Raw genomic sequence first — 19,558 nt, 5'->3', positions numbered from 1 at the left:
CGGCCTGTCTCATATCGAAGACGTTTTGCGTTAGCCCCGTGCAACCCGGTTCCGGCCGGATTCCTTGGCCCGGTAAAGGGCGTCATCCGCCCGCTTCACCAGGGAGGCCTCGGTATCGCCCAGGCGGAAAGCCGCCACGCCGAAGCTGCTGGTCGTGGTTCCAACGACGGGAAACACATGCGCTGCGACGCTGGCCCGCATGCGCTCGGCCACCAGGGCCGCCCGCTCTTCGTCCGTGTCGGGACACAGAATGATGAATTCCTCGCCGCCCCAGCGGCCGACGAAATCGGCGGATCGGCCCTCGCGAACCAGAATCGCTGCGAAGTCCCGCAGAACCGAGTCCCCGACCTGATGACCATGGCGGTCATTGACCTGCTTGAATTTGTCCACATCGGTCAAGATCACCGCCAGCGGCTTGCCCTGGCGCTCGGCCTGGGCCAGTTCAGCCGCGAAGGCATCCTCTAGCCCCAAGCGATTCAGCAAGCCCGTCAACTTGTCGGTGACCGCGATCTTTGCCAGGGCCTGGTGCGCCTGATGGAGTTCCTGGGTGCGAAGGGCGACCTCCTCGCTCAGCCTTTCATTGTGACGGACTTCGAATTCATGCGCCGTAAAGAGCCGCCGATAGGCGTCGTTGAGACCGTCGGCCAAAACCGTCAGCTCATCCTGGGGAGGATGCGGGCCACGGCGCAGCGTAAACGGCGTGAAATCCTTGCCCGGCTCGAACGATTTGGTGAACTCGGCCATCTGGGTCATGTGGCGGGTGATCATCCCCGAAGTCAGCAACAGGATGCTGATGGAAATCACCAGAGACTTCACCGCCTGGGTCGCCAAGACCACCGCGATGCGGTTGACGGTGCGACCGTAAAGATCCCGCATGTTGGGCGAGATGGTAATGCCGCCAACCACCACGACCTTGCCCCCCACATCGCGCCGCAAGGGGAACTCGACCGCCCGCTCTCCCCCCGGGTCAATGACGCCGGTGGTCAGTTCCGCCGATTGATTTGGGCCGTACCGGACCATGGCGCCGGCCACCCATGGTGAATGGCCGATTCCGTCAAGTTGGACCCGCAATCCGGCGGCATTGAAATTCCAGGCCGCGTCGGCGAGACCCGGCAACTGGTTCTCCTCGATATACCGCATGGCCTGCTCCAGGTCGGACAGGTCGCGGCGGTAATCGAAAAACAATTGCACCGAAGTCGCCATCACCGCCATGACCGCGCTGATGGCGAGAATCCAGACCAGCATTCGCCGGGCCAAGCCCCCTGTCATGCCGGAAAGCCAGCGAAACCGATTCTCGCGGTATCGATCCCATGATCGACGACTGGACATGAGCGCTTACCTTGGGCGCGGACGGAACGGCGAATTCCGGGCGAAAACATCCTCGAACCGTTTGGCGGCGGCGGCGTCCAGCAGACGGGCTTCCGCATCGACCCAGACCGGGCGCGTCCCCGCCTTGGCGACGATTTCATCGACCCGTTCGACGATCTTCTTGCCCCAAGCCCCCTTGGTGCAGCCCACATGGCCGATGGTATATTCGGCCAATCCCGCGATGGGAAGATATTCGAACCGCACCGTATCGGCCTGCCGCAACAGTTCAGCGAACCAGTTGACCTCGTCCGGATACGCGATGATGTAGTCAACCCATCCCGCCGCCAATTGCCGGAATGGGCCTTCGTCGTCGGCGCTGGTCTCGATGACGTTCTTCTGCCCGGCGCTGGCCTTCAGCGCCGCCGAAACCACGGGCGGATAACCGCGCTTTTCCTGATAGGTGGTCACCAGACCGAGGTCTTTCATCAGACGCCCCACATCCACGGTGCCCTCGGTGTTCCGGTAGGCATCGAAACGGCCGATCCGGTCGCTCCGCACGACGATATGGTGGGGCAGCACAAACTCCACCGGACCGCTGAAATCGACGAAGACCTCGCGCTCGGGCGTTTTGAGAAGACTGGGATGGCAGACGGGCTGCCCCTGCTGCATCAAGCCGAACACCCGCGACATGCTAGAGGATTCCCGGTGATGGGCGTATTCGGGGGTCTGCTCGGTGAGGTAACGCAGAAAGATGTCAGCATAGCCGGTTCCCTGGCGCGGTCCATGGGAGATGGTCACCGGGGGATAGTCCGGCAGCAGCCAGGTCACCGCATTGTCCTCGGCCAGGGCGGCGGCACCCGACGTGCTGAGTCCAGCCGCCATCACGGCCAGCCGAAACAGGCCTCTCCGCAGATCAATCGAGCGCCATCCTATCGCCATATCCCCTCCATGGCCTTTCGATCCAGCCATACCGTATCCCCATGACCTTCCGGTGATCGAGACGTGCCATAGACTAACAGAATCCCGCTTTGAAATCCCGCAATGCCGTCGCGGATGAAGGTGTTTTTAGCGGATCCGGCGTGATGATGAAGTGCTTGGCCGGATCGAACGCATTCCCAGAACCAATCAGATCATTCATGGCGTTACGGTCGCCGCTGGTGCCGGGCAACAGCAAGACGGCATTGATCTTGAACGCCGTGCTTGTGAAATACGCCCACCATCGGCGCATGCGTCGCCTGCAATGGCTGTTTTCCCCATCCGCCCCAGCAGGCATGGGGCTTCCTCAAACCATCATCTCGACGGAAAGAAAGTTTCTCGGTTCTGTGCTCGATTTCTTCTTGGGTGATTTGACCCGCACCTCCAACGCCTCCTCCCGGAATTACCTAGACAAACGCTGGTCGAACGATCACGGTTTTAGGCGGGATGGATGGGCGTTCAGCGGCCGAAAGGCCACGGGGGGGAAGGCGTCATGGGCAGCACTGTCTCGGGCCTGTTCACCATATTTCTCCGGGGCCTCGGCCTCAGGATTTCGCTTTCCTTCCTGCCGCCCATCGCCCTGGCCTGGGCGTTTTTCGTCCTTTATCTGACGGAATTGTCAGCGCGAAAGCCCGACTCCCTCGGCTGGGCCGTCGCCCTGGGGCTGGTGGGCATCGCCATCGGCAGCGTCGTGGTGTTTTGGCTGATCCTCACCACCATTCCGCCCATCCGCCACGTCATCGATGTGACCGCCACCCTGGCCCGCGGCGAATTGGGAGTGGATATTCCCTATCGCGAGCGGAAGGACGAAACCGGCGAATTGGCCCGTGCCCTGGATGTCTTCAAGCGCCATGTGGTCGAACTCTCCGGCGTGGCGGCACTGAAGGCGGAAAAGGAAGACGACATCAGTAAGAAGCGTGAGCTGCTCTCGCTGGCCGACGCCCTGGAAGGCGAGGTCGAGGGAACCATCAAGCAGGTGATGGTCCAGGCCGAGGCCATGACCCGCTCCACCGGCGAGGCGGCCCAGGCCATCCGCCGCATGGAAGGGCTGTACCAGACCCTGACGGCGGCATCGTCGGAGACCCAGGTCAATGTCAACGCCGTCGCCGCCGCTACCGACGAACTGGCATCGGCCAGCCGCGAGATCGCCTCGCAGATGGCGCGGACCATCGCCATCACCCGCGACGCCGTGGCAAAGGCCGACGAGGCGGACGCCACCATGCGCCAGCTGGCCGAGGTCTCGACCAGTATCGTCGAAGTCCTGCAGATGATCGACGCCATCGCCGGCCAGACCAATCTGCTGGCGCTCAACGCCACCATCGAGGCGGCGCGGGCGGGCGATGCCGGAAAGGGCTTCGCCGTGGTGGCCAGCGAGGTCAAGACCCTGGCCGGGCAAACCGCCAAGGCGGTCAGCACCATCGCCGAGCAGGTCCAAAGCATTCGATCGGCCACCGAGAACGGCGTCAACGCCATCGAGGCGGTGGGGCGCACCATCGACGAGGTCAACAACGTGGCCACCGCCGTCGCGGCCGCGGTGGAGGAACAGGAAGCCTCCACCCGCGAGATCAGCTCCAACGCCCAGAACGCGGCCCAGCAGGCTCAGCGGGTGTCCCAGGATGCCGCCAGCATCTCGTCCGAGGTGGCCAATGTGGACGCCCTCGCCAGTCTGGTGGAGAGCGGTGCCACCGAGGTCTCGAAGCATCTCGGCACAATGGAGACCCGACTCAGCGGCATTCTGGTCCATACGGTGGGCTCCAACCAGCAGGGCGCGGGCCATGCGGGCAAGCCTTTGGCGGGGGCGGTGCGCCGGGCGGGGCGCGACGAGCCTTGCCGGTTCGAGGACATGGAGGTTGAGACCGCCCGCCTGGTCGGGCCTGCGGCGGAAGTGGGAACCGAACTGGAATTGACCGTCGAGGAATTCGGTGCCCTCAAGGCGCGGGTCGTCGAGGTGCGGGCGGACGGGGCCGTGGTGGAATTCATCCTCGACAGCACCACCAAGGCCCGGCTGGGCGAATTCCTGTTCGGTCATCAGGCGGTCGACCAATTCTTCATCAAGCTGGCCAAAACCAACGCCCGCAAGGTGGAACAGGCGTTCGAGGCGGAACTGGCCAAGGGCACCGTCACCATGGAGGATCTGTTCGACCGCGATTACCAGCCCATCGCCAACACCAATCCGCAGCAATTCACCACGCGCTTCCTGGACATGGCCGACCGGGTGCTGCCGCCCATTCAAGAAGAGATCATCAAGGCCGATCCCAAGGTGGTGTTCGGCCTCGCCATCAACATGGACGGTTACGTCTCGGCCCATCAGGTGCATAGCTCGAAGCCGCAGGGGCCGGACCCAATATGGAACGCCGCCAATTGCCGCAATCGCCGGATCTTCAACAACCGGGCCGAACTGAACGGCGTCACCCACACCAAGGAGCACCTGCTGCAAACCTATATCCGCGACATGGGCGGCGGGCGTGTCGTTCTGCTCAAGGACGCCTCGGTGCCCATCACGGTACGAGGCCGACACTGGGGCGGGCTGCGTCTGGGCTATCAGCTCTGACGGGTCTTGCCTTTGGCGGGTGGAGGGACGATGGTGCGGCTTCCGCCTCTCCCAGTGACGGACGCTTCATGACCCGCGATGATACCAACGAAGACCGGCTGATCGCCCTGGAGACCCGCATGGCTCATTTCGAGCGCATGGCGGAAGACCTGTCCGACATGGTGGTCGAACAGGCGCGCAGCATCGATGTCCTGACCGCCCAGATCCATCGCCTGCGCGACCGGCTGGCCGAGGCCGCCGTCGCCGAACGCTCGCCCCACGACGACCAGCCGCCGCCGCATTATTGATATTTTCAGTCCCTCTGTCGCCGGGCGCGTTGCGCCCGTGGGCAGGCCGATAGGGCCGATCGACATTGAGGGAATTCGGCTGAAATCGAGCCGGAACGTCGGTCCGGCAGGAATTTTAGCCACAGATGAATTGAGGTATTTCCTTATTTGTGTCCCGCGCAGCGGGAATCTGTGTGCATCTGTGGCCCATGTCCCTTCTATCCGCTTGAATGTCGATTGGCCCTAAACCTGCCCGTCGTCGCGCAGCCAGACATACAGCGCCGGGATCACCAGCAGGGTCAGCAGGGTCGACGACATCAGACCGAAGACCAGCGACAGCGCCAAGCCCTGGAATATCGGATCGGTCAGGATGAACATGGCGCCGATCATGGCCGCCGCCGCCGTCAGCACGATGGGCTTGACCCGCGTGGCACCGGACTCCAGCAAGGCTTGGCGCAACGGCGCGCCCTCCGCCTGTCGATGCCGGATGAAATCCACCAGCAAGATGGAATTGCGCACGATGATGCCGGCCAGGGCGATGAAGCCGATCATGGAGGTGGCGGTGAACGGGGCGCCGAACAGCAGATGGCCGAGCACGATGCCGATCAGGGTCAAGGGCACCGGCACCAGGATCACCAGCGGCAGACGGAACGAGCCGAACTGCGCCACCACCAGCAGGTAGATGCCCAGGATGGCGACGCCGAAGGCGGCCCCCATGTCGCGGAAGGTCACATAGGTGATCTCCCATTCGCCGTCCCACAGAACGGTGGGCCTGGACTCGTCCTTGGGCTGGCCGTGATAGCCGATCGGCATGTCGCCGAGGTGGTCGTTGACCGCGAACATGCCGTAGATGGGGGCTTCGTAACGTCCCGCCAATTCGGCGGTGACCATTTCGGCGAAGCGGCCGTCGCGGCGGAACAGGGACGGCGAAGCGGGCTCGTAGCTGACGCTCACCACGTCGCCCAGTTCCACCGTGCCCTTGCGGCTGGGGACCGGTGTATTGGCCAGCAATTCGCCGGGATGCTTGTCGGCCTTGGCCAGGGCGATGACGATGGGGATGGGGGCGGCCCCGCCGCCGCGATGGGAATACCCGACCTTGACTCCCCCCATCAAGGCGGAAATGGTGTCGTAGACCGCCTGTTGCTCGACGCCATGGAATTCCAGCTTTTCCTGGTCGATGGCGACGCGGAGTCTTTGGCGCGGCGCGCCCAGGCTGTCGTCCAGATCGACGATGAAATCCACCGCCTGGAAGGCTTGGCGCACCTTGGCGGCGGCGGCGCGGCGGCTGGCATCGTCGGGGCCATAGACCTCGGCCAGCAGGGTGGCAAGCACCGGCGGGCCGGGCGGCACCTCCACCACCTTGACGGCGGTGCCCGATGGCGCGGACAGGCCCTCCAGGCGGTGGCGGAGGTCCAGCGCGATGGCGTGGCTGGCCCGCTTGCGGTCATGGCGCGACGCCAGATTGACCTGAAGATCGCCCAATTCCGGCGATTGGCGCAGATAGGAATGGCGGACAAGGCCGTTGAAGTTGAAGGGCGACGCGGTCCCGGCATAGGCCTGCACCGAGGCCAGTTCGGGCAGATCCCTGAGCCGGGTGGCGGCGTCCATCAGAACCCGCTCGGTCTCTTCCAGCGACGAGCCTTCCGGCAGATCGACCACCACCTGAAGCTCGGACTTGTTGTCGAAGGGCAGCAGCTTCACCGTCACCAGCTTCAGCGGAAAGAACGCCACGGCCACCAGGGTCGCCAGGGTGACGCCCAGCAGCAGCTTCTTGGATTTGACGCGACCTTCCAGCAAGGGGCGGGCGATGCGCAGATACAGATCACCCAGCTTGGAGGAGTCCGCATGGCCACCCGCCGACGCGCTGCCGCCCGCCACCTTGACCAGCAGCCAAGGCGTGATGGCGACGGCGACGAAGAACGAGAACACCATGGCCGAGGAGGCATTGGCGGGAATGGGACTCATATACGGCCCCATCAGGCCGGAAACGAACATCATGGGCAGCAGGGCGGCGACGATGGTCAGGGTGGCGACGATGGTGGGGTTGCCCACCTCGGCCACCGCTTCGACCGCGATGTCGGCGGCGTCGCCCGCTTTGTTCATGCGCCAGTGGCGGACGATGTTCTCCACCACCACGATGGCGTCGTCCACCAGGATGCCGATGGAGAAGATCAGGGCGAACAGGCTGACCCGGTTGATGGTGTAGCCCATGATCTTGGAGGCGAACAGGGTCAGCAGGATGGTGGTCGGCACCACCACGGCGACCACCACGCCTTCCCGCCAGCCCAGCGCCCAGGTGATCAGCGCCACGATGGACAAGGTGGCGAGCCCCAGATGAAACAACAGTTCGTCGGCCTTGTCGGACGCGGTCTCGCCGTAATTGCGGGTGACGGCGACCTCCACCTCGGCGGGAATCAGCCGGGCGCGGACCGCGCCCAGGCGTTCCAGCACCTCGTCGGCCACCACCACGGCATTGGCGCCCGCCCGCTTGGCGATGGCAAGGCTGACGGCGGGAGCGCGGGTCAGACTGCCGTCGTCCCCCTTGGTCATGGTCCATGAGCGGTGCTCGACGGTGTCGGCGCCGACCATGACCCGGGCGACATCCTTCACATAGACCGGACGGCCATCACGAGCACTGAGCAGCAGATTGCCGATGTCGGGAACGCCCAGCAAGGTCTGGCCGCCCGCCACGGGCAGGGACCGGCCCGCGTCGCGCACCGATCCGGCCATGAAGGAGCGGTTGGCGTTGGTGACCTTGTCCACCAGTTGGTTGAGGGTGATGCCGTACAGGGCCAGCTTTTCCGCATCCGGTTCCACGCGAATCTGATTGCGCTTGGCGCCGGACAGATAGGTCAGGCCCACATCATCGACCTTGACCAGTTCATGGCGCAATTGCTCGGCCAGTTCGCTCAGGGCCGCGTCATTCCACCGCTCGGACTTGGACGACAGAGTCAGAACCACGATGGCGACGTCGTTGATGCCGCGCCCGATGATCAGCGGTTCGGGAATGCCCACCGGAATATCGGCCAGATGGGCGCGCACTTGTTCGTGCACCCGCAGCGTGGCGATGTCCTCCAAGGTGCCGACCTTGAAGCGGGCAGTCACCACCACCCGGTCGTCCTCGGTCTGGGAATAGACATGTTCGACCGCGTCGATGCCCTTGACGATGTCTTCCAGGGGCTTTGTCACCAGTTCGGCGGCGTCGGCGGCCTTCAGGCCGTTGGCGGTGACCATGATATCGACCATGGGCACGCTGATCTGCGGTTCCTCCTCGCGCGGCAGCGCCAGCAAGGCGATCAGGCCCAGCGCCAGGGAGGCCAGCAACAGCAGCGGCGTCATGGGCGAGCGGATGAAGGCCTTGGCGATGTGGCCGGACAGGCCCAGCGATGCCGCCTTCACCATGTCACCACATCGCCGTCGCGCAGGCCGGACAGAATTTCGACTCCGGCTTCGCCGATCTGTCCCGTCTGGACCACCACCTCGGCGCCGCCCTTGAGGCGAATCATGTCGAGCCCGAAGCGGCGGATAATGGCGGCGGAGGGCACCACGAAGGCGGCTCGGCTTCCCGTGGTCACATGAACCGGGACGCGCTCGCCCACGAAGAAGTCGCCGAGGCCACCCACCTCCACATCGGCGGTCACGCGGCCGTTCTCGATGCGGGGATAGACCTTTCGGACGAGGCCGGGGCGGGGCGGCGTGTCGCCCGCGGCCAGGGCGCGCTCGCCCACCAGCACGGTATCGCCCACCTTGATGAAGCGGGCGTGGCGCTCGGGCAGGGCAAGGCGGAGCGCGTAATTCTCCACCGCGATGGTGGCGATGACGTCGCCGGGCAGCACGACGCTGCCCTCGGTGACATGAACCTTGAGGACTCGGCCATTGGCGGGCGCCAGCACGGCGCCCTCGCCGCTGCGCTCGGCCAGGACCGAACGTTCCGAGCGGGCACCGGCCACGGCGCGTTCCGCCACCTCCAGTCGGGTGACGGCGCCGTCCAGCCGCATCTTGGTGCCCGCGCCCTTGTCGAACAGGTCGCGGGCACGCTGTAATTCGGTGGCGGCAAGGTCGCGCTCGGCCTCCATGGATTTGATCCGCGCCTCGGCGCCGCCGATCTGGGGCGCCAGCTTGGCATCGGCGATGGTGGCGAGACGCTGCCCCGCCTGGACTCGCTGCCCCTCGTCGGTGGCGAGACTTCCCACGGTACCGCCCAGACGCGCCCGTGCCGTGGTCTCGTGCACGCTCTCCACCGTGGCCGCCACCGCCTTCATGTCCTCCATGCGCCGGGGATGAACCTCAAGCTCGTCGGCCCATGCGGGCATGGCGACGGTGATGGCGAGGGACAGAGCGACAAATCTCATGGCGGTAAACCTTGACGGCTGCGTGGCGATCATTATATTAGCGTTATCTAATTATACAAGACCCGTTTCCAAGAAGGAAGCTTGCCATGACCATCGACCGCACCGTGATGGCTTTCGCCGGAACCATGATCCTGCTCAGCCTGGGGCTGTCCCAGGTCCATAGCTTGAATTGGCTGTGGTTCACCGGCTTTGTCGGCCTGAACCTTCTTCAGGCGTCCTTCAGTGGCTTTTGCCCCCTGGCCATCATCTTGAAGCGTATTGGATTGAAACCCGGCTGTGCATTCGACTGACCGTCGGTGTCCCGGATGGCTCCGGGGGCGCGTGTCATCGGCTGTATGTGCCTACCGGTGCGGCTTTTCCGGCGGTGGAGAGAAAGTTCGAAATTATCGGCGAAGCCTTGGGCCAGTTATCGAAGCTCGATGAGCAGGACTCATCGGGGCTTGGTATGAATGCTCGCGAAAGCGATGCCCATCGGATTTAGGGGCGTGCCTCCCCCCCCTTCCCCGCCTTCTCGATCTTGCGCCAATTGGCGACATTGGCGTTGTGCTCGTCCAGGGTACGGGCGAAGGCGTGGCCGCCGGTTCCATCGGCGACGAAATAGAGGTCGTCGCTCTTGGCCGGGTGCAGCACCGCTTCCAGCGAGGCGCGCCCCGGATTGGCGATGGGCGTGGCGGGCAACCCGTCGATCACATAAGTATTCCAGGCGTGCTTGGTCATCAGGTCGTCGCGGGTCAGGCCCCGGTCCAGTTCCCCCATGCCGTCGGACAGGCCATAGATGACGGTGGGATCGGACTGGAACCGCATGTGCTTGGCCATGCGGTTGTAGAACACCGCCGCGACACGGGCACGTTCACGGTCGACGCCCGTCTCGCGTTCGACCATGGAGGCCAGGATAAGGGCCTCTTCCTTGCTTCTCAGCGGCAGGCCGGGGGCACGCGCCATCCACAGAACATCAACCGTCTGGCGCATGGCTTTTTCCATGCGGGCCAACACCTCGTCACGGGTTTCGTCGCGGGTCATATGCCAGGTCTCGGGCAGCAGCCAGCCTTCCGAAATCTTGCGGGTGACGGGACCGGCCAGGAAGTCCGCCTCCTTGACCATATCCAACACTTGGCGGACCGTCAGGCCCTCGGCGACGGTCAGCTTGTGAATCACCACCTTGCCGTCGGCGATGATCCGCATGGCCTCTTCCGCCGAGACACCGGCGGGAAAGAGGTATTCACCGGCCTTCAGCGTGGCGTGACGCAGTTTCACGCCCAGGGAAAACACCAGCCCGCTGGAAACCACGCCCGCCGCCTCCAAGGAGTGGCCCACCAGTTCGGTGCCCGAACCTTTGGGAATGATCATCGTGACGGGTTGGGTCGAAGGCCCCGGCCGGACAAAGCGCTTATGGCCCTCCCAGGCCAGTCCGCCGCCCACCAGGAGAATGACGACCAAGACAGCCGCCACGACTTTGATCACCGTTGTCTTCATGCATCCCCCGAACATGCGAAAGGCCCCCATGCCGTGCACGGAGGCCTTTCCATTATCATGATCAAGCCCCCCTACGGGGCGGACTTGAAGATCAGCGAGGCGTTGGTGCCGCCGAACCCGAACGAGTTGGACAGCACCACCTTGACTTCGCGTTCCTTGGCCTTGTGAGGCACCAGATCGATGTCGCAACCGTCGGACGGGTTGTCCAGGTTGAGGGTGGGCGGAACGATCTGGTCACGCATGGCCAACAGCGAGTAAATGGCCTCGGCCGCACCGGCGGCGCCCAACAGATGGCCGATGGCCGACTTGGTGGACGACATGGACAGCTTGTACGCGTGATCCTTGAACAGACGCTTCACCGCGCCCAGTTCGATCTCGTCGCCCAGCGGGGTCGAGGTACCATGGGCGTTGATGTAGTCGATATCCTCCAACGCGACACCGGCCCGCTTGATGGCGGCGGTCATGGCGCGGAAACCGCCATTGCCGTCCGCCGCCGGAGCGGTGATGTGGTGGGCGTCGCCGGACATGCCATAGCCGATGATCTCGCCATAGATCTTGGCGCCGCGCTTCTTGGCGTGCTCAAGCTCTTCGAGGACGACGATACCGGCGCCCTCGCCCATGACGAAGCCGTCGCGGTCCTTGTCCCAAGGGCGCGAGCCCTTGGTGGGAGCATCGTTGAAAGCGGTGGACAAGGCCTTGGCGGCGGAGAAGCCTGCCATGCCCAGGCGATGAACCGCAGCCTCGGCACCGCCCGCGATCATCACGTCGGCATCATCGAACTGGATGATGCGCGCCGCGTCGCCGATGGCGTGCGCCCCGGTGGCGCAGGCCGTGACCACCGCATGGTTCGGCCCCTTGAAGCCGTAGCGGATGGAAACGTGACCCGAGACCAGATTGATCAGGGCGGCGGGAATGAAGAAGGGGCTGATGCGGCGCGGCCCGGATTTCTCCAAGGTCAGCGCACCATCGGCGATATTGGGAAGTCCACCGATGCCCGACCCGATCATGACACCGGTCCGCTCCTGGCCCTCGTCATCCTGAGGCTTCCATCCGGAATCCTCCACCGCTTCCATGGCGGCGGCGAGGCCATAGACGATGAAATCGTCCATGCGGCGGCGATCCTTGGCGGATGCCACGGCGTCCAGATCCAGTTCACCCGGATTGGTACCGCGCGGCACGATACCGGCGATTTGAGCGGGAAGGTCGGAAACATCGAAGGTATCGATGCGGCGAATGCCCGACTGGGATGCCAACAGGCGTTCCCAATTGGTCTTCACCCCGTTGCCGAGCGGAGTGACTAGGCCGAGGCCGGTGACGACGACACGTCTCATGAAACCCTGGCTTTCGGAAGTGTCTGGGAAGCGAAGAAGCGTCGGACCGCTTGGCGGCCCGACGCATCATTCCACTTAGGAATTCTTCGTGATGAAGTCGATGGCGTCCTTCACCGTCAAGATCTTTTCCGCCGCATCGTCGGGGATCTCGACAGAGAACTCTTCCTCGAAGGCCATCACCAGCTCGACGGTGTCGAGGCTGTCGGCGCCCAGGTCGTCGATGAAGCTGGCGTTCTCGGTCACCTTGGACTCTTCGACGCCCAGATGCTCGACGACGATCTTCTTAACCCGTTCAGCCACGTCACTCATTTGCGATTCCTCGGAAGTCTCGGCGATAGAAACAAAGTCCGCGCCCGAAAGGCTGTGCCCCCCTGACAGGCGGAAAGTGCCGTTACCTAGCATACTTTTTTTCGCATTACCAGCCTCGGCACCCTCTTTCGGACCGGCTTTATATCATGGCCATGCCGCCATTGACGTGCAGGGTCTGGCCAGTGACATAGGCGGCCTCTGTCGAGGCCAGATAAACGGCGGCGGCGGCGATTTCCACCGCCTCGCCCATGCGCCCGGCGGGAATGCCGCCATTCAGCTTGGCTTTCTGGTCGTCGGACAGCACGTCGGTCATGGCGGAACTGATGAAGCCCGGCGCGATGCAGTTGACGGTGATGTTGCGGCTGGCCACTTCCTGGGCCAGCGCCTTGCTCATGCCGATCATGCCGGCCTTGGAGGCGGCGTAGTTGACCTGCCCCGGATTGCCGGTGACGCCGACGACGGAGGTGATATTGATGATGCGGCCCCAGCGGCGCTTCATCTGCCCCTTCACGGCGGCCCGCGACAGACGGAAGGCGGCGGTCAGGTTGACGTCGAGCACGGTGGCCCAATCCTCGTCCTTCATGCGCAGCACCAGACCATCCTTGGTCACGCCCGCATTGTTGACCAGGATATCGATGCTGCCCAGGGCGGCCTCGGCATCCTTGGCCAATTGCTCCACGGCCGCCGGATCACCCAGATTGGCGGGCAGGACGTGGACGCGCTCGCCCAGCTCGGCGGCCAGGGCGTCCAGCGCCTCCTTGCGGGTGCCGTGCAGGCCCACGGTGGCGCCTTGGGCGTGCAGCGCCTTGGCGATGGCGCCGCCGATGGCCCCGGAAGCGCCGGTCACCAGCGCGGTCTTGCCGGAAAGGTCGAACATGAAACTCTCTCCCTAAATCGACGAACCAATGACACCGTCATTGGCGAGGAGTTGCGGCCAAGGGCCGGCGCGGCTCGTGCCGCGAAAGCCAAGCGCGCGGAGGCGCGCGCCCGGCGACTGAGGGACCATCTAAAGACTCTTCAAGAACGCGTCGATATCGGCGGGCGCGCCGATGGAGGAGCCGGTCAGCTCCTTGTCGATGCGCTTGGCCAAGCCGCCCAGCACCTTGCCCGCGCCCAGTTCCACCAGGGTAGCGACACCCTGCGCCTTCATATAAAGGACGCTTTCGCGCCAGCGCACGGTGCCGGTTACCTGGCGCACCAGCAGATCGCGGATGTCGGCGGGATCGGTGACGCGGCTGGCCGTCACATTGGCCACCAGGGGCAGGCGCGGATGGGTCATGGCGACCTTGGCCAGGGCCTCGGCCATGGCGTCGGCGGCGGGCTGCATCAGGGCGCAATGGAAGGGGGCGGAGACGGGGAGCGGAATGGCGCGCTTGATGCCCTTCTCGGCGGCGATCTTGATGGCGCGGTCCACGGCGGTCTTGTGCCCGGACAGCACCACCTGCGAGCCGCCGTTGTCGTTGGCCGCCTCGCAGACCTCGCCTTGCGCAGCCTCGGCGGCGATTTCCTTGGCCTGCTCCAGTTCCGAGCCCAGCAGCGCCGCCATGGCGCCCACACCGACCGGCACCGCCTTCTGCATGGCCTGGCCGCGAATCTTCAACAGGCGGGCGGTGTCGGCCACCGTGAAGGTGCCAGCGGCCGCCAGGGCGGAATACTCGCCCAGCGAATGACCGGCGACGAAGGCGGCGTGCTTGGCCAGATCGATCTTGCCCTCTCTTTCCAGCACCCGGACCACCGCCAGCGACATGGCCATCAGGGCGGGCTGGGCGTTCTCGGTCAGGGTCAGTTGGTCTTCCGGCCCCTCGAACATCAGCGCCGACAGCTTCTGCGACAAGGCGTCGTCCACCTCTTGGAACAGTTGGCGGGCGACGGGAAAGGCCTCGGCGAGGTCGCGGCCCATGCCGATGGCCTGCGATCCCTGGCCGGGGAAGACGAACGCGCGGGTCATGGATCGGGCTCCTCTGGACATTGATTGGCCGAGAGGAAAGGCAAACGGAGGGGCGGTGTCAAGGGAGGAGTGGTCCTAGCGCTACCGCAATGGTCAAGTATGACAATCCCACCCTACCGCTCCATTCGTTGGCGGAACCATGTGGCGAGGTCTGCTTCGGAGACAATTCCTGCCGCAACACCCTCCATGGTCCGGACAGCGTCCACGGGATCGAACCGCAGCCGAACACCATGGTCGGCCAGGAAAAGGCGGCTGATAATCCAGGCGGTACGCTTATTGCCATCGGCGAAACCATGAACACGGGCGAGGCCGTATGCATAAGCCGCCGCCAAGTCCGGCTGACCATAGGCAACCAGATTCAGCGGCCGCGCCAAGGCCGATTCAACTGCGCCAATATCGCGCACCCCATCAAGGCCGCCATGCTCGGCGAGTTGCCGATCATGGATGGAAAGAACCACGTCGAGGCCGATCCAACGCCAAACGACATCCGAGTTCACTTGGCCAAGGCTCGCAAAATATCGCGATCGTCATGCATGATCTCTTCGGCCAAGGCCATTTGGCGGTCGAAGTCCGGATTGCAGGGGGTCAGGCGATAGCCGCCGCCCGGAGCCTCAGTCAGATATACGGTATCGCCCTTCTGAATTCTCAGTTTGGCCATCGCTTCCTTGGGAAGAATGAATCCCGCCGAGGAACCAACTGTGGTGACCTTGAACGCAAGCATGCCCAACTCCCTTTCTATATAACGAATATTATATAGAGGTACCCCGCCAACATCAAGTCCAGCGCTCAAAATTCGTTGCGCCCAAAGACGATCCGTGTATAGTGCGCCGCTTCCAACCCTTGCCGTCCCTCCGATGGAGGAGCCGGCTATGCTCGTTTGTCCATTGGGGACGAATGGGAAGAGAAAAGCCAAAAGGGGTTTTTCATATGTCGTTGTACGAATGCGTGTTCATCGCGCGCCAGGACATTTCCGCCCAGCAGGTGGAAACCCTGACCGCCGATATGACCAACATCATCACCCAGGGTGGCGGTGCCGTCTCCAAGACCGAGTATTGGGGCCTGCGCAACATCGCCTATCGGGTCAAGAAGAATCGCAAGGGCCATTATGTCCTTCTCAACATCGACGCCCCCTCGGCGGCGGTGAAGGAGATGGAGCGCCAGATGTCCATCAACGAAGACGTTCTCCGCACCCTGACGCTGCGCGTCGAGGAACTGGAGGAAGGTCCGTCGGCCATGATGCAGTCCAAGAACAGCCGTGACGAGCGTCCGCGCCGTGGCGATGGCGAGGATCGTCCCCGCCGCGAGGACCGTGGCGACCGTCCGCGTCGTGACCGTATGGAAGGAGGCGAATAATGTCCGAGGACATGAACAACGAACGTCCGCGTCCGGGTGCCGCCGCCGCCGGTGGTCAGCGCCGTCCCTTCTTCCGCCGCCGCAAGACCTGCCCGTTCACGGGCGAAGGCGCGCCGAAGATCGACTACAAGGACACCAAGCTGCTGAGCCGGTTCATCTCCGAGCGCGGCAAGATCGTGCCGTCGCGCATCACCGCGGTGTCGGCCAAGAAGCAGCGCGAATTGGCCCAGGCCATCAAGCGCGCCCGCTTCCTGGGTCTGCTGCCCTACGTGGTGAAGTGAGCCGACGACCGGCCGGGTCGCCGTGACCGGGTCGATTGGCATATCGCTGGCGGCGGGACTGCTTTCTTCGGTTCTGTTTCTGGCGCTGGCTAAGGGTATTGCCGTCGGCATGCTGTTGTCCTACCTGGCTCCCCTGCCGTTGATGATGGCGGGACTGAACCGGGGAACGACGGCGGCGCTGGTGGCGGGTTCGGCCGCAATGGCCGCCGTGGCGTTGGGTGTCGGAGGTATCGCCTCGCTTCCCTTCGCCATCACGGCGGTGTTACCGGCCCTGGTGGTGGTCCGCCAGTCGCTTCTGTGGCGCGGTAATGCCGATGGAAGCGTCGAATGGTATCCGCCCGGGCTGGTGCTGGCTTGGCTGACCGGCATGGGGTTGGCGCTGATCCTGATCGGCGCGGCCTTCGTGCCGGGACAGACGGACAGCGGGGAGTTGGTCGGGATTCAGGACTGGGTGAGCGACGCCGTCGGGCGGACCTTCACGCTTCTGGCTCCCTCGCTTACCGTCGAGCAGCGGCACGCCGCCATCGGCTGGTGGGTTCCCTTCTTCCCGGCGATGGTGGCCGGATCGTGGTTGATAATGGCGGTGGTCAACGCCACCCTCGCCCAGGGTTTCCTGGCGCGGCTGGGTAAAAGCCAAAGGCCGACACCGGCCTATCGGGAGCTCGAGCTTCCGCTTTGGCTGGGCGTGGCTCTGCCGACCGCCTTGGCGGTGGGTGCGATGGTGGAGGGAGACCTCGGCTATCTCGCCCGCAACATGGCGGTGGTGACGGTGGTGCCGTTCGTCCTGCTGGGGCTGGCGGTGATGCATGAGTGGGTCGCGCGGCGACCCAACGCGAGGCTTCTTCTCGCGGTGACATATGGGGTTTTGTTCTTGGCCTCGGCATGGGCGATCTTTCCCGTGGCGGGCCTGGGACTGGCTAGGTTCGTGACGCGATTCCGCCGCACCGCCGAGAGCGGCGGCGGAAAGGAGGATTAAGATGGAAGTTATTCTGCTCGAGAGGATCGAGAAGCTGGGCCAGATGGGCGACGTGGTCAACGTCAAGCCCGGTTTCGCCCGCAATTTCCTGCTGCCCCAGAAGAAGGCGCTGCGCTCCTCCAAGGAGAACCTCGCCTTCTTCGAAAAGCAGCGGGCTCAGCTTGAAGCCGCCAACCTGAAGCGCCGCGACGAGGCCCAGGCCGTCGCCGCCAAGATGGACGGCCTGTCCGTCCTGATGGTCCGCCAGGCGGGCGAGAGCGGCCAGCTTTACGGTTCGGTGTCCGGCAAGGACGTCGCCGACGCCATCAAGGCCGGCGGCTACACCGTCGAGCGTCGTCAGGTCAATCTGGACAACCCGATCAAGACCCTGGGCAGCTACGCCGTCCGTGTCTCGCTCCACCCCGAAGTGGCCGTGACCGTGACCGTCAACGTCGCCCGCTCGCAGGAAGAGGCCGAGCGCGCCGCCGCCGCGGCTGCCGCCGCCAACGCCGCCCCCGTCGAGGCCGAGGAAGCCCCGGCCGAGGTCGAGGACGTGGTCGAGGAAGCCGAAGAGGCCGCCCAGGAGTAATCCTGGCGCTTCACCAGTTCGAAACGGCGGTCGGACGATTGGTCCGGCCGCCGTTTTCGTTGCCTTATGCGGGCGAGACGCCCTCGCTCCAAAACGTGCCGCCATTCTCGGGGAGCGCGGGCGTCCCGCCCGCCCTGTCATCCCCACGTTCCACAGGCTGTGGATAAGATAGTCGCTGCCCGATTCGGGCTGCCTCTGCTAGTCTCCCGCGGTCATGAATTCCCAACCTCCCCAGACGGCGCCCGGCCCCGACCAAGGCCTCGGCTTTCGCGTTCCGCCCCATAATTTCGAGGCGGAACAGGCGCTGCTGGGCGCCATCCTGCTGTCCAACCGCGCCTATGAGAAGGTCTCGGAATTCCTGCGGCCCGAGCATTTCGCCGACCCGGTGCACGGCCGCATCTTCGCCGCCTGCGGCAAGCTGATCGAACGCGGCCAGATGGCCAATCCGGTGACGTTGAAGACGGTGTTCGAGGGCGACGGCGGATTGGCCGAGATCGGCGGCACCCCCTATCTGGCGCAATTGGCCAATTCGGTGGTCTCGGTGATCAATGCCGAGGATTACGGCAAGCTGGTGTTCGACCTGCATCTGCGGCGCGAACTGATCGGCCTGGGCGAGGATCTGGTCAACACCGCCTTCGCCCCCGATCTGGATTCCACCGCCATGGATCAGATCGGCAGCGCCGAGGCCAAGCTCTACGACCTCGCCACCACCGGCCAGACCGAGGGCGGCTTCGAGGACTTCAAGAGCGTCTTGATCAGCGCCGTCGTCAACGCCGAGGCCGCCCACAAGCGCGAAGGCAAACTGTCGGGCGTGCCCACCGGCCTGATCGACATGGACGGCAAGCTGGGCGGCTTGCATGAATCCGATCTGCTGATCCTGGCCGGGCGCCCTTCCATGGGCAAGACGGCGCTGGCCACCAACATCGCCTTCAACGCCGCCTATGCGCACAAGGAAGAGATCGACACGCTGGGGCGCAAGAAGACGGTGGATGGGGCGATCACCGCCTTTTTCTCGCTGGAAATGTCATCGGAGCAACTGGCGACCCGCATCCTGGCCGAGCAGGCCGAGATCGCCAGCCATAAGATTCGTCAGGGCGAATTGTCCAATGAGGAATTCGAAAAACTGGTGAGCGCCGCCCAGAACCTCCATCGGCTGCCGCTGTTCATCGACGATACTCCGGCGCTGTCCATCTCGGCGGTGCGCACCCGGGCGCGGCGGCTGCAACGCCAGCACGGGCTGAACCTGATCATCATCGATTACCTGCAATTGCTGCGCGGTTCATCCTCCAATTCGGAAAACCGCGTCCAGGAAGTCTCCGAGATCACCCGCGGCCTCAAGGCGCTGGCCAAGGAGCTGTCGGTGCCGGTGATCGCGCTGTCCCAGTTGTCTCGCGCGGTGGAACAGCGCGAAGACAAGCGGCCGCAGCTATCGGACCTGCGTGAATCCGGCTCCATCGAGCAAGACGCCGACGTGGTGATGTTCGTGTTTCGCGAACAGTACTATCTGGAACGCGCCGAGCCGGGTCAGCGCCCGGAGGAAGCCCAGGAGAAGTTCAACGAACGCCACTCCAAATGGCAGCAACGCTGCGAGGAGGTGTGGAACACCGCCGAGGTCATCATCGCCAAGCAGCGTCACGGCCCGGTGGGCACGGTGCGGCTGTCGTTCCAGGGCGAGTACACCAAATTCGGAAATCTGGCGGCCCAGGGCCATTACGAAGAGCCGGGATTCTGATCATATGCGGGCGAGGGCGCCCGCGCTCCGAGAATCGGGCTCCGTTCGGAGCGCCTTCAAGCGATTGGCCTGCGACGTGATAACGGTGCTTGTCTTCCAAGCGGAAGCGAGAGATTCTTGGCCTCCCCCGCGCCA

Annotated in this window: 20 protein-coding genes; 8 read left to right on the top strand and 12 right to left on the bottom strand. The window is 64.3% G+C overall.

Features of this window, described 5'->3' with window-relative positions:
* Positions 1-30: 30 nt before the first annotated feature.
* From CU669_RS08795 to CU669_RS08785, 3 genes are all read right to left on the bottom strand, one after another.
* Positions 31-1,245, bottom strand: coding sequence for a sensor domain-containing diguanylate cyclase (locus tag CU669_RS08795; RefSeq protein ID WP_161539624.1), 1,215 nt, complete (start codon positions 1,243-1,245; stop codon positions 31-33).
* A 90-nt stretch (positions 1,246-1,335) separates the two neighbouring features.
* On the bottom strand, positions 1,336-2,247 hold the full coding sequence (locus CU669_RS08790; RefSeq protein WP_161539623.1) for a TIGR02285 family protein: 912 nt from the start codon (positions 2,245-2,247) through the stop codon (positions 1,336-1,338).
* Between the two features lie 73 nt (positions 2,248-2,320).
* On the bottom strand, positions 2,321-2,581 hold the full coding sequence (locus CU669_RS08785) for a hypothetical protein (protein WP_146747706.1): 261 nt from the start codon (positions 2,579-2,581) through the stop codon (positions 2,321-2,323).
* A gap of 195 nt (positions 2,582-2,776) precedes the next feature.
* Between CU669_RS08785 and CU669_RS22020 the strand changes: the two genes are divergently transcribed.
* Complete coding sequence (locus tag CU669_RS22020; protein ID WP_161539622.1) at positions 2,777-4,834, top strand: methyl-accepting chemotaxis protein; 2,058 nt, start codon at positions 2,777-2,779, stop codon at positions 4,832-4,834.
* A 68-nt stretch (positions 4,835-4,902) separates the two neighbouring features.
* Positions 4,903-5,121 (top strand): SlyX family protein, encoded by a 219-nt coding sequence (locus tag CU669_RS08775; RefSeq protein ID WP_112143803.1) that lies wholly within the window; start codon positions 4,903-4,905, stop codon positions 5,119-5,121.
* A 222-nt stretch (positions 5,122-5,343) separates the two neighbouring features.
* Here CU669_RS08775 and CU669_RS08770 read toward each other — a convergent pair whose 3' ends face one another.
* Complete coding sequence (locus CU669_RS08770; RefSeq protein WP_112143801.1) at positions 5,344-8,502, bottom strand: efflux RND transporter permease subunit; 3,159 nt, start codon at positions 8,500-8,502, stop codon at positions 5,344-5,346.
* Entirely contained in the window at positions 8,496-9,452 is a 957-nt protein-coding gene (locus CU669_RS08765; RefSeq protein ID WP_239988619.1) for an efflux RND transporter periplasmic adaptor subunit, read from the bottom strand. Before CU669_RS08765 ends, CU669_RS08770 begins: the two co-directional genes overlap by 7 nt.
* Positions 9,453-9,538: 86 nt before the next feature.
* On the opposite strand from CU669_RS08765, the gene CU669_RS08760 reads away from it, so the two are divergent.
* On the top strand, positions 9,539-9,742 hold the full coding sequence (locus CU669_RS08760) for a YgaP family membrane protein (protein WP_112143797.1): 204 nt from the start codon (positions 9,539-9,541) through the stop codon (positions 9,740-9,742).
* A gap of 187 nt (positions 9,743-9,929) precedes the next feature.
* Here CU669_RS08760 and mltG read toward each other — a convergent pair whose 3' ends face one another.
* The 7 genes from mltG to CU669_RS08725 form a co-directional block, all read right to left on the bottom strand.
* A complete protein-coding gene (mltG, locus tag CU669_RS08755) occupies positions 9,930-10,925 on the bottom strand; it encodes an endolytic transglycosylase MltG (protein WP_112144088.1) in 996 nt (331 codons plus the stop codon).
* A 71-nt stretch (positions 10,926-10,996) separates the two neighbouring features.
* The gene (gene fabF / locus CU669_RS08750) at positions 10,997-12,256 is read right to left on the bottom strand and encodes a beta-ketoacyl-ACP synthase II (RefSeq protein WP_112143795.1); all 1,260 of its coding nucleotides are present in this window, start codon (positions 12,254-12,256) and stop codon (positions 10,997-10,999) included.
* 75 nt (positions 12,257-12,331) lie between these two features.
* On the bottom strand, positions 12,332-12,565 hold the full coding sequence (locus tag CU669_RS08745; protein ID WP_068495327.1) for an acyl carrier protein: 234 nt from the start codon (positions 12,563-12,565) through the stop codon (positions 12,332-12,334).
* Positions 12,566-12,704: 139 nt separating this feature from the next.
* Positions 12,705-13,442: a 3-oxoacyl-[acyl-carrier-protein] reductase gene (gene fabG / locus CU669_RS08740; protein ID WP_112143793.1), complete on the bottom strand. Its 738-nt coding sequence runs from the start codon at positions 13,440-13,442 to the stop codon at positions 12,705-12,707.
* A 129-nt stretch (positions 13,443-13,571) separates the two neighbouring features.
* Positions 13,572-14,513 (bottom strand): ACP S-malonyltransferase, encoded by a 942-nt coding sequence (gene fabD, locus CU669_RS08735; protein ID WP_112143791.1) that lies wholly within the window; start codon positions 14,511-14,513, stop codon positions 13,572-13,574.
* 113 nt (positions 14,514-14,626) lie between these two features.
* The gene (locus CU669_RS08730; protein ID WP_239988618.1) at positions 14,627-14,971 is read right to left on the bottom strand and encodes a type II toxin-antitoxin system death-on-curing family toxin; all 345 of its coding nucleotides are present in this window, start codon (positions 14,969-14,971) and stop codon (positions 14,627-14,629) included.
* A 35-nt stretch (positions 14,972-15,006) separates the two neighbouring features.
* On the bottom strand, positions 15,007-15,234 hold the full coding sequence (locus CU669_RS08725) for an AbrB/MazE/SpoVT family DNA-binding domain-containing protein (RefSeq protein ID WP_112143789.1): 228 nt from the start codon (positions 15,232-15,234) through the stop codon (positions 15,007-15,009).
* Between the two features lie 206 nt (positions 15,235-15,440).
* Between CU669_RS08725 and rpsF the strand changes: the two genes are divergently transcribed.
* From rpsF to CU669_RS08700, 5 genes are all read left to right on the top strand, one after another.
* On the top strand, positions 15,441-15,866 hold the full coding sequence (gene rpsF, locus CU669_RS08720; RefSeq protein ID WP_112143787.1) for a 30S ribosomal protein S6: 426 nt from the start codon (positions 15,441-15,443) through the stop codon (positions 15,864-15,866).
* Positions 15,867-15,877: 11 nt separating this feature from the next.
* Positions 15,878-16,147, top strand: coding sequence for a 30S ribosomal protein S18 (rpsR, locus tag CU669_RS08715; protein ID WP_112144085.1), 270 nt, complete (start codon positions 15,878-15,880; stop codon positions 16,145-16,147).
* A 22-nt stretch (positions 16,148-16,169) separates the two neighbouring features.
* A complete protein-coding gene (locus CU669_RS08710) occupies positions 16,170-17,123 on the top strand; it encodes a DUF2232 domain-containing protein (RefSeq protein ID WP_112143785.1) in 954 nt (317 codons plus the stop codon).
* Position 17,124: 1 nt separating this feature from the next.
* Positions 17,125-17,691 (top strand): 50S ribosomal protein L9, encoded by a 567-nt coding sequence (gene rplI, locus CU669_RS08705; protein WP_112143783.1) that lies wholly within the window; start codon positions 17,125-17,127, stop codon positions 17,689-17,691.
* Positions 17,692-17,905: 214 nt separating this feature from the next.
* Positions 17,906-19,423: a replicative DNA helicase gene (locus CU669_RS08700; RefSeq protein ID WP_112143781.1), complete on the top strand. Its 1,518-nt coding sequence runs from the start codon at positions 17,906-17,908 to the stop codon at positions 19,421-19,423.
* Positions 19,424-19,558: the final 135 nt, after the last annotated feature.

Source organism: Paramagnetospirillum kuznetsovii, from assembly GCF_003284725.1.
GTDB classification, from domain to species: Bacteria; Pseudomonadota; Alphaproteobacteria; order Rhodospirillales; family Magnetospirillaceae; genus Phaeospirillum; species Phaeospirillum kuznetsovii.
This window is presented reverse-complemented; position numbering and strand designations above follow the sequence as displayed.